The following is a 14,976-nucleotide window of genomic DNA, read 5'->3' on the forward strand; positions in this document are numbered from 1 at the left end:
ACTGCCGTCTATTTTTGTAACGGTAGTGTAGTCTTTTTGACATTTTGTAACAGGAGAGAAAGTAGAATGATTAAAAAGCTTTTGGTAAAATGGAACGACATAAAACTTAAAAACAAACTTTTAATAGCTTTTGTGATTTTAATGCTTCTTCCCATGTCTTTAATATTTTTTTTATCTTATACTTCTCTAAAAAACTCCACATTGGAAAAATTTACTCTTTACAATCAGGTCCTTTTTGAAAATGCTACAGAAGAGGTTCAAAATTTCCTTGATGAGCTAAATAACATAAAATACGACTTTATCATGGACGATAACCTCATATCAGACATTGGAAAGACTTTTGCAAGGTACACTGATCACCAGGATTCTTTTCTGTACACCAACATCCTGACGAAGATGAGCCAGTATATTTCAACAAAAGAAATTATTCAGTCAGTTCAAATTAAAAAAAAGCAAAGAAATATATTTCTTTTCAAAACTTCAGGGTGATGTGCCCTATGAAGATGATAAGCAGATCAAAGAAGGTTTTTTCAGTGAAATAGTAACGCAAGAAGGAAAGTATGTAAATGGCGGCTATGACAAAAGCAGAAATGTATATGTTGTTGGATGTGAGCTTTTCTCAAAAGATAAAATCCAGCCTGTTGGTGAGATGATTGTAAGTTTTAGCTTGGACTTTTTGAAAGATATAATTGAAAAGTATCATCTTACAGAAGGTGGATTTTATGTTGCCGATAGAAGTTCTAATCAGGTTATATTCAAAACAACAGACAGGTTTGAAAATATCACTAAAAAATTGATTTTAAAAGATGAGACAAAGCTTGCTCCAAAGTTCATTTTCTTTGAAGAAACTATCCCAGATCTTAACTGGAAACTAATTTACATAGTTTCAGAAAGTACTCTTCTGAATAACTTTTCGTACACAAAACGGCTTTTGATATTGAGTTTTTCTTTTCTTGCCATTTTTGCAGTTTTGTTTTTGTTCTTTATTTCCGAAAATATTACAGCTCCTATAACAAGGCTTATTTACCAGATGAGAAATTTGGAGCATTCAAAACTCAAAAATAACATTAAATTTGCCCGCAAAGACGAAATAGGAGATTTGCTAAACTCATTTTATCAAATGCTGAAAAAAATAGATGAGCTTGTCATAAAAGTGTATGAAGAGGAGATTGCAAGGAAGAATGCAGAGATAAATCTCTTGTACATGCAGTTAAATCCTCACTTTTTATACAACACCTTGGACACCATAAATGCCTTGGCTGAGCTTGGACGTTGCAAAGATGTGTCTGTAGTTTCAATTTCGCTTGCAAAATTTTTGAGGGAAAGCTTAAATTTTAGCACATCAACAATTCCACTTTTCCAGGAAATCCAGCACACAGAACATTATCTTACAATCATGAAGATAAGATTTTCTGGAAAACTCAGCTACAAGATAGCTACTGAGGATGACACTGTTTTTGATGCCCAAGTTCCACGGCATATGCTGCTTCCACTTGTGGAAAATTCAATTGTCCACGGTTTTAAAAATAAGAAAGATGGTGCAAAGATTTTCATAAGAGCAAGAAGAATAGAAGATAAGCTAAGAATAGAGGTTGTTGACAATGGATGCGGGATTGAAAAGCAAAAAATTAACCAGATTAAGAAAAATCTAAACAGTGGCAGCATTGGTATTTCCAATATTGTAAAGAGACTTAAGATTCTGTACGATAACAAATTTCATTTTGAAATATCAAGTAAAGCTGGATTTTGGACAAAAGTTGTCATAGAGATTCCATGGAAAAAAAAGAACAAGCTGGGAGGTGAGAAGATGTACACTCTTTTGATTGTTGAAGATGAGGAGATTTTGCTTGAAAGGCTTATGAAGACAATAGATTGGAAAATCGCCGGAGTTGATAAGGTCATTGGCAAAACAAATAGCGAGGAAGCTTTGAACGTTGTGATGACAGAAAATGTGGATGTAATTCTGACAGATATCAGGATGCCAATTATTGATGGGCTTGATCTAGCAGAGTTTATAAAAAATGGGCGAAAAAGACCTTATGTAATATTTATGAGCGCTTACAAGGAATTCGAATATGCACACAGGGCAATTAAACTTGGTGTGATGGATTACATTTTAAAACCATTTTCAAAAGAAGAGGTTCTTGAGGCAGTTAAAAGAGCTGTTGAAAAATTAAACACAGAAAATATACGGCAGGATATCTCAAACTGTTATGAAGATGTTGTTGACATTGTAATTAATTTTATAACTGTAAATTGTTCAAGACAAATAAGTTTGAATGATGTAGCAGAATATGTACATCTTCATCCGGTATATCTCAGCAGACTTTTAAAAAACAGGACAGGCAAGACATTCAAAGAAATCCTCACCGAAGCAAGACTTAAAAAAGCCGAAAAACTTTTAAAAAATAGTAGTTTGAAACACTACGAAATAGCCGAGGCAGTTGGCTTTTCTGATGCTCAGTATTTCAGTCAGGTATTTAAAAAAGCTTATGGGATGACACCCATTGAGTGGAGAAGGAAAGCTACCGAGATAGAGACAAAGTTAAAAATTTAAACAAAAAAGTTTTGTTTGTCTATATAAACTATTGGGCATTTGATACTAAAATTAAATTGAAAAACAAAAAATGAAATGGAGGTAATGTAGGATGAAAAAGTCATTGAGGGTCATAGCTTTGGCTGTTGTGGTGATCTTTGCTTTTTCGTTTGTCTTACTTGCCCAGGTGAATGGAAAGAAAGTACAAGGTGCCACAAATGAACTTACATTTTGGAGCTGGGTATCTGACTCTGACACAATAAAACAGGTGTATGAGCAGGCTATCAAAGAGTTTAATTCTAACAACAAGTATGGTGTGAAAATCAAGGCTGTTTATACTCCGGGTGAGCAGTACAAGACAAAACTTCAAACAGCAATGGCAGCAAATAATCCGCCCGACATTTTAAACATGTGGGCAGCTGGAAAAATGAAACCATACGTTGATGCAAACAGGCTTTATTCAATCAGTGATATCATGAACAAAGATTTGCAGTGGAAGAATAGGTATGTAAATGGAGTATTTGATCTTACAACTTTTAACGGCAAAATTTACGGTATTCCACAAATTAGAGTTGCAACTGTAATATATTACAACAAGGAAATATTCAAAAAATATAATTTGTCTGTACCCAAGAAATGGTCTGAACTTATAAATATAGTGAAAGTATTAACAAAAAATAACATTATACCTTTTGCTCTTGATGCAAGAGACCCGTGGATCTTGGCAATGTATGCAGAATATATTGCAAACAGAATAGACCCTGATGCTTACAGAAAGGTTCAAAAAGATCCAAATGCATGGACAGACAAAGCATATATTGAGACAGGCAAGAAGATACAGGAACTGGTCAAACTTGGTGCTTTCCCGAAAGGTGCAACGAGTCTTGATTATGTTGCAGCAAGAAATCTCTTTGACCAAGGAAAAGCTGCAATGTATGTAATGGGAATCTGGGATGTTGGTTATCTTTCAACACAATCGCCTGTTAAAAACAAGGTTGGTGCTTTCAAATGGCCCGAAATTGAAGGAGGAAAAGGAAATATCAATAATTTCTTGGCAGGCATAGAGCAGGTAATTGCAGTAAGTTCAAATTGCAAGAACAAAGAAGCTGCAGCTGCATGGCTCAAGTTGTTGTCAGAACCAAAATATGCAAAGGATCTTTTAGCTGAAAAAGCAGGTTATTTTCCTTCTGTGAAAGTAAATCCAGACCCGAAAAAAGTTACTGGTCTTTATCTTGAGGTATTGAATATGTTAAAAGAACAAAATACAAAAGATTCATTTACTTACTATGATGTTATGTTTGGTCCAATAATTGGTGATGGCTTTAACAACACAATACAGTCAATTTACCTTGGGAAAGACCCTGTTGAAGCATTCAAAAAGCTTGCAGATATTGCCAAAAAAGAAATGAAAAAGTAGAGAAATAGTTCAAAAGCCGGGCAAGAAAAAGTCTTGTCCGGCTTAAATTTAGAAGTTTAAATTTATTAACAGTGGGGTGAATTTTCTTGGAAAAGGCATTTGGTAATAAATTTACTATTGCTGTCTTTATAGCACCTGCGCTTATTCTTTTTACCCTTGTTGTACCTATTCCAATATTACATTCTTTTTATATGAGTTTTTTCAAATGGGACATGCTGTCAAATATGACGTATACAGGTTTTGAAAATTACAAAGAGCTTTTTTCTGATGAGATATTTCTTTCGTCTATCTTTCATACTATTGAAATTACAGTATTATCGTTAATATTTCAGGTTATATTAGGTTTATTTTTAGCTTTGTGTATTGTGAATATAACAAAAGGTAGAAGATTTTATCAGAGTGCATTATTTATACCTAACGTACTGTCAAGTGCAGTAATAGGTATTTTGTGGTTTTTTGTTTACAATTATGATTTTGGATTAATTAATTCAGTGTTGAGAAGTTTGGGGTTACAGAATTTGCAGCAGGAGTGGTTATCTCAAAAATATGTTTTGTTTTCGCTATCAATTACAACATGCTGGCAATGGGTAGGATATCACATGATTTTGTATGTGGCTGCAATTTCTGGAATATCTCAAGACATAATTGAAGCTGCAGTTGTTGATGGAGCAGAAGGGCTTAAAATGGTAACAAAAATTATAATTCCCCAGATATTACCTGTTTTAAAAGTTTCGATTGTTTTAATAATAACTGGTTCATTAAAATATTTTGATATGGCATGGATAATGACAGAGGGTGGGCCTGACTTTGCTTCAGAGACAATTGCTACATATATATATAGAACTGCGTTTAACAAGCTTCAATATGGTCTTGGTAGTGCAGCATCAACCTTTTTATTTGTTGTGAGCATATTAATAACTGTAATTATTAACAATTTTGCATCAAAAAGGGAAATTGAATATTAAACTTTTGGAGGTGTTTGTTAGTGTATGCTAAATATACAAAAATTTCTACTGTGGGGAAAATAATAATTTTATCTTTTTTAACTATATATTCTGTTATAACTTTATTTCCTATTTTATGGCTTGCTTATAACTCGGTTAAGACAAATAATGACTTTTTAGCAAACCCTTTTTCACTGCCATCTCTATCTAAGCTTCAATTAAAAAATTACTATGATGCATGGGTTACAATGGGAATACAAAAGTTTACTTTAAATAGCTTGATAATTTCGTGTACAAGTGTGTTACTTTCTCTCATTATAAGCTCAATGGCGGCATATGCAATTGAAAGGATGATATGGAACTCAAGCCAGAAAGTTTTGAATTACTTTTTAGCAGGTATAATGGTTCCAATACAGATAATATTGATTCCGCTTTTTATAAACTTTAAAAAGCTAAACCTTTTGGACTCACGCATAGGACTTTTGATTCCAACAGTTGCATTTGCCCTGCCCACATCCATATACATTCTAACAGGATTTTACAAAGCCATCCCGCGTGAGTTAGAAGAAGCAGCTTTGATTGACGGCTGCTCTGTCTACAAGATATTTTACAAGATAATTCTACCCTTGACGATGCCGGCTTTTGTAACAATTGCAGTTTTCAATTTCCTTGGCGCATGGAATGACCTTTTGATACCCTTGGTTCTGATACAGACACCAGAACTTATGACACTGCCTGTTGGACTTTTGAATTTTAGGGGAATGTACGGAGCTGAGCTTACCAAAATGTTTGCTGCAGTTTTTATCTCAGCAATTCCAAGCATAATAATTTACTTTGTTTTGCAAGACAAACTTTTAAAAGGTATGATAGCTGGGGCTGTGAAGGGGTAAAAAAATAGCACTTAAATTAGTTAAGCAGTGTTTAGTTTTATTTTGATATAATAATTTAAAGAAATTTAAAGAAGAAATGAAAAAAACAGGGTATTTAAAACCCTGTTTTTTTTTTCGGAATTAGCGCGAGTCGCAGATTGCAAGAGTAGGTTGATTACTAAAGCCCTGTAAAGTACCTTTAAATTTAACAGTTAGATAATAACTTCGCTTACATCTATTGTTGCTAATTTTAGATCATCATAAAGTTCAGGAATAAATTCACTGAGCAGCTCATTGTCATCATAAATTACTATTTTACCTTTACTTCCTTTGGGAGATCTGTCATCAACACCATATTTGAATTGCAACTTTTTATATTGTCCTTTCAATTTGTATATAATACCAAATTCTTACGGATCATCATAAAAAGGATCTGAGTATATTAAACACCAAATATTTTTATAAAACTTCTTCCCATTTATAACAATATCAGTTGTATTAAAGTCATATTTTTCGTAATTTCCATGTGTCTTGAAATACTCGAAATCACTCAACCACACCCATTTTTATTTTTCACAAAAGCCCCTATTTCTACTCTTTTTGCTTGATCATTGAAGATATAACCCATATCTCCAACGTTCAAGAATGTTTTGAGAATAGAATCAAAGTGGACATATCTTCTTCCACCATAGCTTATAAAGGGTACTTTTTGAGCAGTACTAATTCCGTTAATTAAAACATCATAATAGGATAGTTGAGGCATAGATGATATTTTCTTTTGCAATTCCTCATTTTTCTTTTTAAGTAGGGCTATGTCGTTTTTTAGCTTCTGATTTTCGGTTTTCAAGTTATTATAATCTTTTAAAAGCTTTTCATAAAGAGCTTTATAATTTGTTGGAGATGAAGCTATTGCAGACAAGGCAAAAAGAATACACACAATAAATGAGATTATTGCAATTTTCTTTTTCATAAAGACATCTCCTCCTGTGGAAGTAATTTGCCTGTTCATAAATATACAAGAAAAATTTAAATATGTCATTGGTATTGTGTGTATTTGGAAAACTACTTGATAAGAGCGTGATGCTTTAAGATTTATGCATATCAAATACGAGTAATTCATATGAGAGAATACAAACATATAATGCAGTTTACATATTTAAGCAATGTGCAAATTTTTTCTTTCAATGGAAACAATAATAAGAATGTTAAATAAAATTAACATTTTTATTGCAAAGATAATTCAAATAGTGTAAAATATTTATAACAAGAAATTGATGAGAGTGAGTTAATATGTCATTAGCAAAGGTAATTGGGAATAACATACTCGCATTGATGAAAAAACAGAATGTAAAGATAAAGCAACTTGCAGATTTAATTGGAGTTACCAGGCAGACTATGACTAAATACCTTGAAGGTGAAGTAATTATTGATAGCGAGAAGCTTTTCAAAATAGCTGAATTTTTTGGGAAGCCGTTAGATTATTTTCTTGAAAACAAACATGAAGAAATGGCTTTTTTATTCAGGGCTCATGTTTTAAATAAAGAATCTATCTCAACTGTTCAGAACAAAATCTGTGATTTGATAAACAGGGTGTATGAGATTTATGAACTTGCTGGTGAAAAGATTTCCTATCTTCCACAGCAGTATAATCTCAAAATAGATTCTAAGGAAAAGCAGATACCAAAGGAGATAAAACTTCAAATAGAACAGATAGCACTAGAAGAAAGAGAATGGTTAAACATTGGTGAAAGCAGAGGAGAGGAAATCATCGAGTGTTTTGAAAATAAGGGAATAAGAATAATTTTTGAAAAATTTGATATGCCAGACATGTTTGGAGTATCTGCTTTGCATGACCAAAAGGGTTGTTTTATAGTGATTAACGATGACGAGAACATTCCAGAAGAGAGAAAAATATTTAGTATTGTTCATGAGTATGCTCACATTTTATTTGACAGAAACCAATACAGACAAGTTATTCTACAGTCTACTCACAGGAATATTTACGAAAAAATTGCTGACAAATTTGCAGGATATTTTTTAATTCCGCGGAAAAGTCTTGCTAAGTATTCTGTCTTACTTAAAAGTCAGTTATCATGGAATGATCTCATATACATCAAAAAAGATTTGCGAGTAAGTTTAAAAGCTCTTTTGCATGTTTTAAACGACTATGAATATATCAGTGATAAAGAATATCAAAAATGGCTGAAATACTTGAACATGAAAGGTTACACTAAAAAAGAACCTGATCCAATGCCATACTTCAAAAAAAATACTGCTCATGAGAAGATAGTAAGAATGCTTTTTATGAAGGAACAGATAGGAATTAACAAGGTGGCAGAACTTCTTGGAATTAGTGTTGAAGAAGCAAGAGAAAACACAAAGAAGTGGATGATGGATGAGAGAGAAGATTAAGAAACTCATAGATAAAGTAGCAATACTTGATACAAATGTGATAATAGATTTTCAAAGGCTAAGCTATCTTGAAATTCCCCTTCAGGTTTTTTCAAAAGTCTTTGTCTCAGGTTTCGTTGTATCAAAGGAGCTACCAGCTGAGGTTGTTAAGAAACTCAAGGATTTAGGATATGATATTGCAAATCTTGAAACAGAAGAGGGATATAGGTTTTTTCAGGAGTTAAAAAAGTTCAAAGCTCTTTCAGTTTATGATAGACTCGTAATTTCAATAGCATTCCAATAAAAAATTATTTGTGTTTCAAATGATAAACCAGTACAAAAAATCTGTAAAAAGTATGGAATAAACTCGACTGGCACGTTGGGTATTTTGTGTGCTGCTTTTGAGAAGGAAATAATTAGCAAAAAGGATTAAAAGAGCTAATAGATGAATATCAAAGCAATAGCGGTGCATATGTGAGCAAAGATATAATAAATGAAATAATAAGAATATATCACCTATAACGAAATAATCATTCTCAGTACTAAAAATACTTTGACATATGATTTAAAAAAATCGAATTAAGTTTGTAAAAAAGAAAACAAAACAATATTTTGAGGTATTTTCAATCATGAGAAAATACATTTTGGTCAAAAAGATTTTTAATGGGTATTCATTTATCAAAGACAATGTTTTGGTTGTGGAAGATGGAATAATTTTGGGAACGCAAGAAGGAATTGATACTGCAGAGGATGAAATTATAGACAAAAGAGATTTTGTTCTTTCACCTGGATTTGTGGACAAACATACACATGGTATTGGCGGTGTTGATTTTTTCAATACTACAGCAGATGATGCGAAAACTATCCAAAATTACTATTTTAAACATGGTGTTACAACTATTGTACCAACAATTGTGTCAGCTCCTTTTGAGAATATATATAAGCTTGCTAAAACTATTAAAGAAGCAAAGAAGGATCCAGATTTTAAACTAAACATTCCTGGAATATTCTTAGAAGGGCCATTTATAAATCCTGCAAAGAAAGGTGCACATGATAAAAGGTTTTTGCAGAAACCGACAGTTGAGAAATTGGAAGAATTAATTTTTAATTGTGAAGAAAAAATTATAGATATTGCGCTTGCACCAGAGCTACTTGAAAATCCCAATGAGTTTATTTCAAAAGCTGTTGAACATGGGATTAATATTTCTCTTGGGCACACAGAAAGCAGTTTTGAACAGGCAAAACAAGCGCACCTGCTTGGTGCCAAAAATATTGTTCATCTTTTTAACGCAATGCCCCAAATTCATCACAGGCAGAATTCTATTACTACATATGCGCTTTTGAGCAGCATCAAAGTAGAGCTAATTTGCGATCTTATTCACCTGTCTCCTGAGATTATAAAGCTTACTTACAAGCTAAAAGGTCCTGAGAATATTATATTAATTAGTGATTCTATTTCTGCAACAGACCTTTCTGATGGTGAGTATAGTTTGGGGGCCTTAGATGTGAAGGTTGAAAATGGAATTTGTAAATTAGCAGATGGCACAATAGCTGGCAGCACCTTGACAATTGATAAGGCAATAAAGAACTTAACAAAAATTGGAATTAGATTAGAAGACGCACTGCGCTCAGCAACTTACAATCCATCAAGGCTTCTTTCTCTTGAGTGCGGTGCGATAAAAGAAGGCTTTAGGGCAGATTTTGTATTGATGGATGAGGATTTAAATGTAAAGGAGGTATATGTTGGAGGAGAGCTTGTTTATAAGGCACAATAAATTTTTCAAAGCAAGCTCTCCCTGTACTGTGTTGGTGTAAGTCCAGTATACTTTTTGAACAGTTGAGAAAAATACTTCTCATTAGAAAAACCAACCATATTTGCAACTTGGTATGTTTTTAAATTTTGATTTTTCAAAAGTTCCTGAGCTTTTTGAATTCTAATTTTGTGCAGGTAATCGACAAAATTAATCTTCAATTCTCTTTTAAATAGAATGCTCAAATACGCAGGTGTTACATATACCTCTTTTGCAATACTTTCTAATGTGATGTTTTTGTTATAGTTTTTTTCAATGAAGTTAATGGCTGCTTTGACGATTAGATTTTTGTTTTCACTCTGTTCAATTCTATCCACTACTGCATTTAAAAAACTGAGTAGCGATGCTTTGAGCAAATCTTTTTTGTCAGTTTTCAAAATGTTTTCAAAAACCTTGCTATTTACTACATCATTTAAATCAATGCATTTTTCATGGCAGACTTTAATTATACTGCCCAGTAGTGCCAAAACAGCTGACTTTATAAACCATTCAAAACTACAGTGACCATACATAATTCTCTTAATAACTTTTATCTTAATTTTTTAACCTCTGCTCATTATAAACGAAAATTAAAATTTATTTAAGTGACTTTGGAAAGAACCTAAAAGGTATTGACAATAACACAAAGAATTACAAGTTTTAATAAGAGATGGTATGTTTTGACGTGGCAAGGGAAAAGTAGTTTCAACAAAAGAAGCACAGCTGTGCTTCTTTTTTTTGATGACAGGGTTTATAAGAAGTATTCCACGAGCTTTAAAAGAGTCGGCAATCATAGATGGCTGCAGTATATTTAGAATCCTGTTTCAGATTATTCTGCCTCTTTCAAAGCCTGCTATTGTGACTGTGACCGTTACCACCTTTTTAAATACATGGAACGAATTTATTATGGCAGCAACATACCTAACATCCGACAAGTTCAGGACTCTACCATTTTCAGTCTACAACTTTGCAGGTCAATATGCATCTAACTATGCAGTCCAGTTTGCTGTAATAACAATAGTAGCTTTGCCATCATTAATTGTGTATATTGTGCTGAACGAACAGGTTACAAAAGGGGTTACCCTGGGTGCTGTAAAGGGGTAAAGGTAAGTACTTAAAGCTATTTTTTCAACAAAATTGAGACCTTTTCTAAAATTCAGTGTATTTACTCGAAAAAAGTTCTTGAAGTAGAATGAATATATATTCCAGCACTAACTCATTTAATTAGAAATCCAAAAGGAGGAAGGTTAGAAATGTTTAAAAAAATTGCAAGTTACGTAACTGCCAAGGATCAGAGTATTCCTATGCAGCAAGTAGACAATATAAAAGAGTGCCAAAAAATAAAAAATGAGACTATTATAACAATTGATCCATCTTGTACATTTCAAGAGGTAATAGGATTTGGAGGAGCACTTACGGAGGCTGCCGCGGTAAATATACTGTCACTTTTACCCCAGCAACAAGAAGAGATTTTAAGAGGTTACTTTGATCCAAAAGATGGGCTTGGCTACAAACTCTGTAGAATCCATATGAACAGCTGTGATTTTTGTACAGACAGCTATAGCTGTGATGATGTTGAAGGTGATACTGATCTTAAATATTTTAACATTGAGAGAGACAAAAAGATGGTAATTCCTCTTTTAAAAAGAATAAAGGAATATTGTCCAGATCTCAAAATTCTTGTTTCACCTTGGAGTCCGCCTGCATGGATGAAAACAAACGGTGATATGTGCCATGGTGGAAAGCTAAAGGATGAGTATAAAAAAACATGGGCAAGATTTTTCTGCAAATTCATAAAAGCATATAAAGAAGAAGGAATTGATATATGGGCAGTGACAGTTCAAAATGAGCCTATGGCAACTCAGGTGTGGGAGTCGTGTATATACACAGCTGAAGAAGAAAGAGATTTTGTGAAGGATTACTTAGGGCCAACTCTTGAGGAAGAAGGGCTTTCCCATATAAAAATACTTATATGGGACCACAACAAAGATATCATATATGATAGGGTAAAAACAATTTTGAGTGACAAAGACGCTGCAAAGTATGTGTGGGGAGTTGCATTCCACTGGTATGGAGGGGACCATTTTGACCAGCTCAAAAAAATAAAAGAAGAGTTTCCTTATGTCAATTTAGTGTTTACCGAAGGTTGTCAGGAAGGTGGAGTAAAGCTTGGTTCCTGGGAGCTTGGAGAAAGGTATGCTCATGAGATAATTGGAGATTTTAACAGCTACACAATTGGATTTATGGATTGGAATATTGTTCTTGACACAGTTGGAGGTCCCAATCATGTTGGCAATTTTTGCGATGCCCCGATAGTTGTTGATAAAAATGAGAAAAAGATTTACTATCAAAATGCATATTATTATATTGGGCATTTTTCAAAATTTATAAAGCCGGGAGCTAAAATTGTCGCAAGTAATTGTAATAATCCAAAACTTGAAGTTTTAGTAGGCAGAAATAATGATAATAGCTTGGTAATAGTTATTTTTAACAAAAATCAGGAAGAAATAGAATTTGGTATAAAAATAGCTGGAGAAATCTTTAGCGGGAAATCTTCTGCGAGGTCTATTTCTACAATTATTTTACAAAATCAATAGTTAGCAAACTTTAAAATAACGTAAAAAACTTTAGGGGCTGTCCAAAAAGATAATTGGATAGCCCCTTTCTTACAATATCCAGTTTTTAATTTATTTAGTTTTTATATATTGCAACATAAGAATTTTAAAATTTTTAAAGAATTTTTTAGCTTTTTAAAATATTATAGAGATTTCTGAATTTTGCTGGTGATATTCCGACCTTATATGGAGCAGACACAATAGCTGGATTTCACAGCGCCCCGCCTGTTATGTTTTCTGAAGAGTATCAATGTAGAATGCTGGAAAAGTTTCACAAGGTTTTTGACAGGTTAGATTTTGTAGTAGGCGAGCATGTTTGGAATTTTGCAGACTTTGCAACAAAGCAGGCTGTTCACAGAGTAATGGGCAACAGGAAAGGTGTATTTACAAGACAAAGACAGCCTAAAATGGCAGCTTTCTTGTTAAAGAAAAGATGGGAGAAGTTAGATGGCAAATGAGAAAAATAAATTAGTAAGAATATCACGATACTGGAGCGGCTACTGGTAATTAAAAAAGGCTTCCTATGAAGGGAGGCCTTTTTTTAAATTGTATTATTAACAATGTTTATCAGAGTCTCAGCATTCTTTACTGCATAACCGTTAAAATCGTTGTTGAAATACACATATATCTGGTTACAAACTTTAGAGTATTCTTTTATTTCATTTGCAAGGTTATAGAGTTCATCATCTGAATAACAAGAAGAAAACATTTCTTTTGGTCCATGCAGGCGAATATATGTAAAATTTGCTGTTATAACTTTTGCTTTTGGATACCGGGAAGAGTCTGCTATCACCCACGCAACATTAAAACTTTTTAAAATTTCAAAAATTTTTTCATCACACCAGCTTTTGTGCCTGAATTCAATTGCCAATTTAAAGTTTTCCTTTCCGTCTAAAAACTCTGAAATTCTCTTTATATTTTCATCATCAGCCTTAAAACTTGGCGGAAGTTGCAAAAGTACTGGACCAAGTTTTTCATTTAAGAGTTTTATCCTGTTTTCAAACTTATTCCATTCTTCCTCAACTTCTAAAAATCTTTTTAAGTGAGTTATAGCCTTTGGAGCCTTTAAAGAAAAAACAAAATTATCAGGTGAAGAAAAGTACCAGTTTAAAATGGTTTTTTCTTGGGGAAGTCTGTAAAAGCTTGAGTTTATCTCTGTTGTTTGAAAGTAGTTTGTATAAAACTCAAATCTCTTTGTAGATGGCAAATTTTCCGGGTAGAAAATGCCTCTCCAGTGTGAATAAGAAAAACCAGATGTGCCAATATAAACTTTTGCTTTGCACATGATTTTTGGGCCCTCCCATCTGGTGATGGAATAAACAAATTACTTTGTTATATATACCTCATCCCATGTATGAAAATTATCTTTTATCACGGTATCATTGATGTTGCTTTTATCAACACCGATAGGGTCTATAAAAAAGGTTGGAACATTTTTGTAGCCATTGTTTAGCATATAAACAGATTTGAGTGGTTCTTCTTTAATCAACTTGTCAACTATTTCAAGTGTAAGATCAACAAGTCTGTCAATAGGTTTGTAAACAGTCATAAGTTGAGTACCCTTGACAATTCTCTGACATGCTGAGATGTCTGCATCCTGTCCTGTAACAGGCACTTTTCCTGCAAGCCTCTTTTCAGAAAGTGCCATGATTGCACCTTCAGCAAGAGAGTCGTTCGAAGCTAAAACCGCATCAATTCTTTTTCCCTCTTCTAAAAGATTATTAATATAGTTATAAGCATATTCTTTTCGCCAGTTGTAACAATATTTCTCCAGAATATTATTTATTTGCTTTTTATTAATAAATGAATCCAATACCTTGTGGTACCCTTCTTTTATCATCTGCACATTGTAATCTCCAGGATCTCCGAGCAAAAAAACGTAATTCCCACGTGGAACGCTTTTTAAAAGCCATTTTGCCATCAGTTCTCCTACTTTGTAGTTGTTAAATGAAATATACACATCAATGTCACTGTTTTTTACAAGTCTGTCATAGCTTATAACCTTTATACCTCTTTTTTTAGCTAAATTCACAGCACCACTACATTTTTCATAGTTATTAGGAACAATAATCAAAATATTAATATTTTTACTCAATAGATATTTTACTTGATTAATCTGCTCAACATCGTTTTCGTTTGCGTTTACCCATTCAACCTCATACCCTCTCTCATGTGCCTTGGCAATTAAAATGTCTCTGTCTTTGAACCATCTTTCCTCCTTTAATGTGCCCATTGCAAAACCAATTCTGACTTTTGTAGGTTTTATTATTTGTTGTTTTTTATTGTCAAATTTTGGATAGTAAAATATAAAGATTATTAAAGCTGTTACAAAGAATATCAGGGTAAGGATAAGAAGAATTTTAATTCTACTTTTTTTGACCGCTTTTTTACTTCTATAAATGTAGTTCATAAAA

14 protein-coding genes and 2 pseudogenes are annotated in these 14,976 nt (G+C 33.0%); 11 read left to right on the top strand and 5 right to left on the bottom strand.

All coding sequences use genetic code 11. From position 1 onward, the window contains the following. Window positions 1-66: 66 nt before the first annotated feature. The 5 genes from COB47_RS12390 to COB47_RS00410 all read left to right on the top strand — a co-directional run bounded on the left by COB47_RS12390 (window position 67) and on the right by COB47_RS00410 (window position 5,787). Complete coding sequence (locus COB47_RS12390) at window positions 67-489, top strand: hypothetical protein (protein ID WP_013289461.1); 423 nt, start codon at window positions 67-69, stop codon at window positions 487-489. 1 nt (window position 490) lies between these two features. Then, window positions 491-2,557 carry a response regulator gene (locus COB47_RS12395; RefSeq protein ID WP_013289462.1) on the top strand — a complete coding sequence of 689 codons (2,067 nt, stop codon included), beginning with the start codon at window positions 491-493 and terminating at the stop codon, window positions 2,555-2,557. A gap of 91 nt (window positions 2,558-2,648) precedes the next feature. Beyond that, window positions 2,649-3,953: an extracellular solute-binding protein gene (locus COB47_RS00400; protein WP_013289463.1), complete on the top strand. Its 1,305-nt coding sequence runs from the start codon at window positions 2,649-2,651 to the stop codon at window positions 3,951-3,953. An 86-nt stretch (window positions 3,954-4,039) separates the two neighbouring features. Next, on the top strand, window positions 4,040-4,918 hold the full coding sequence (locus COB47_RS00405; RefSeq protein WP_013289464.1) for a carbohydrate ABC transporter permease: 879 nt from the start codon (window positions 4,040-4,042) through the stop codon (window positions 4,916-4,918). Window positions 4,919-4,938: 20 nt separating this feature from the next. Next, the gene (locus tag COB47_RS00410; RefSeq protein ID WP_013289465.1) at window positions 4,939-5,787 is read left to right on the top strand and encodes a carbohydrate ABC transporter permease; all 849 of its coding nucleotides are present in this window, start codon (window positions 4,939-4,941) and stop codon (window positions 5,785-5,787) included. A gap of 191 nt (window positions 5,788-5,978) precedes the next feature. Here the strand turns inward: COB47_RS00410 and COB47_RS12055 are convergent, their stop codons facing one another. Further along, window positions 5,979-6,155 (bottom strand): hypothetical protein, encoded by a 177-nt coding sequence (locus COB47_RS12055; protein ID WP_161596033.1) that lies wholly within the window; start codon window positions 6,153-6,155, stop codon window positions 5,979-5,981. Between the two features lie 161 nt (window positions 6,156-6,316). Next, the gene (locus tag COB47_RS00415) at window positions 6,317-6,736 is read right to left on the bottom strand and encodes a hypothetical protein (RefSeq protein WP_041742312.1); all 420 of its coding nucleotides are present in this window, start codon (window positions 6,734-6,736) and stop codon (window positions 6,317-6,319) included. Window positions 6,737-7,056: 320 nt separating this feature from the next. On the opposite strand from COB47_RS00415, the gene COB47_RS00420 reads away from it, so the two are divergent. The 3 genes from COB47_RS00420 (at window position 7,057) to nagA (ending at window position 9,932) form a co-directional block, all read left to right on the top strand. Further along, on the top strand, window positions 7,057-8,178 hold the full coding sequence (locus tag COB47_RS00420) for a helix-turn-helix domain-containing protein (protein WP_013289466.1): 1,122 nt from the start codon (window positions 7,057-7,059) through the stop codon (window positions 8,176-8,178). Then, window positions 8,162-8,461 carry a hypothetical protein gene (locus COB47_RS00425; protein ID WP_013289467.1) on the top strand — a complete coding sequence of 100 codons (300 nt, stop codon included), beginning with the start codon at window positions 8,162-8,164 and terminating at the stop codon, window positions 8,459-8,461. The genes COB47_RS00420 and COB47_RS00425 overlap by 17 nt, the downstream gene beginning before the upstream one ends. A 325-nt stretch (window positions 8,462-8,786) precedes the next feature. Beyond that, on the top strand, window positions 8,787-9,932 hold the full coding sequence (gene nagA / locus COB47_RS00430; protein WP_013289468.1) for an N-acetylglucosamine-6-phosphate deacetylase: 1,146 nt from the start codon (window positions 8,787-8,789) through the stop codon (window positions 9,930-9,932). 5 nt (window positions 9,933-9,937) lie between these two features. On the opposite strand, the gene COB47_RS00435 is transcribed toward nagA, so the two are convergent. Then, complete coding sequence (locus COB47_RS00435) at window positions 9,938-10,480, bottom strand: helix-turn-helix transcriptional regulator (protein ID WP_237698927.1); 543 nt, start codon at window positions 10,478-10,480, stop codon at window positions 9,938-9,940. A 202-nt stretch (window positions 10,481-10,682) separates the two neighbouring features. Here COB47_RS00435 and COB47_RS00440 point away from each other — a divergent pair. The 3 genes and pseudogenes from COB47_RS00440 to COB47_RS00450 form a co-directional block, all read left to right on the top strand. Continuing rightward, window positions 10,683-11,051: pseudogene (locus COB47_RS00440) on the top strand (carbohydrate ABC transporter permease); the annotation flags it as partial. Window positions 11,052-11,200: 149 nt separating this feature from the next. After that, window positions 11,201-12,544 carry a glycoside hydrolase family 30 protein gene (locus COB47_RS00445; protein WP_013289469.1) on the top strand — a complete coding sequence of 448 codons (1,344 nt, stop codon included), beginning with the start codon at window positions 11,201-11,203 and terminating at the stop codon, window positions 12,542-12,544. Between the two features lie 191 nt (window positions 12,545-12,735). After that, window positions 12,736-13,020, top strand: a pseudogene (locus tag COB47_RS00450) (glycoside hydrolase family 2 TIM barrel-domain containing protein); the annotation flags it as partial. Window positions 13,021-13,103: 83 nt separating this feature from the next. On the opposite strand, the gene COB47_RS00455 reads toward COB47_RS00450, so the two are convergent. Next, the gene (locus COB47_RS00455; RefSeq protein WP_013289470.1) at window positions 13,104-13,847 is read right to left on the bottom strand and encodes a DUF72 domain-containing protein; all 744 of its coding nucleotides are present in this window, start codon (window positions 13,845-13,847) and stop codon (window positions 13,104-13,106) included. 39 nt (window positions 13,848-13,886) lie between these two features. Further along, the gene (locus COB47_RS00460) at window positions 13,887-14,972 is read right to left on the bottom strand and encodes a sugar ABC transporter substrate-binding protein (RefSeq protein WP_013289471.1); all 1,086 of its coding nucleotides are present in this window, start codon (window positions 14,970-14,972) and stop codon (window positions 13,887-13,889) included. Between the last annotated feature and the right edge of the window lie 4 nt (window positions 14,973-14,976).

This window comes from Caldicellulosiruptor obsidiansis OB47, assembly GCF_000145215.1.
Classification (GTDB): Bacteria; Bacillota; Thermoanaerobacteria; order Caldicellulosiruptorales; family Caldicellulosiruptoraceae; genus Caldicellulosiruptor; species Caldicellulosiruptor obsidiansis.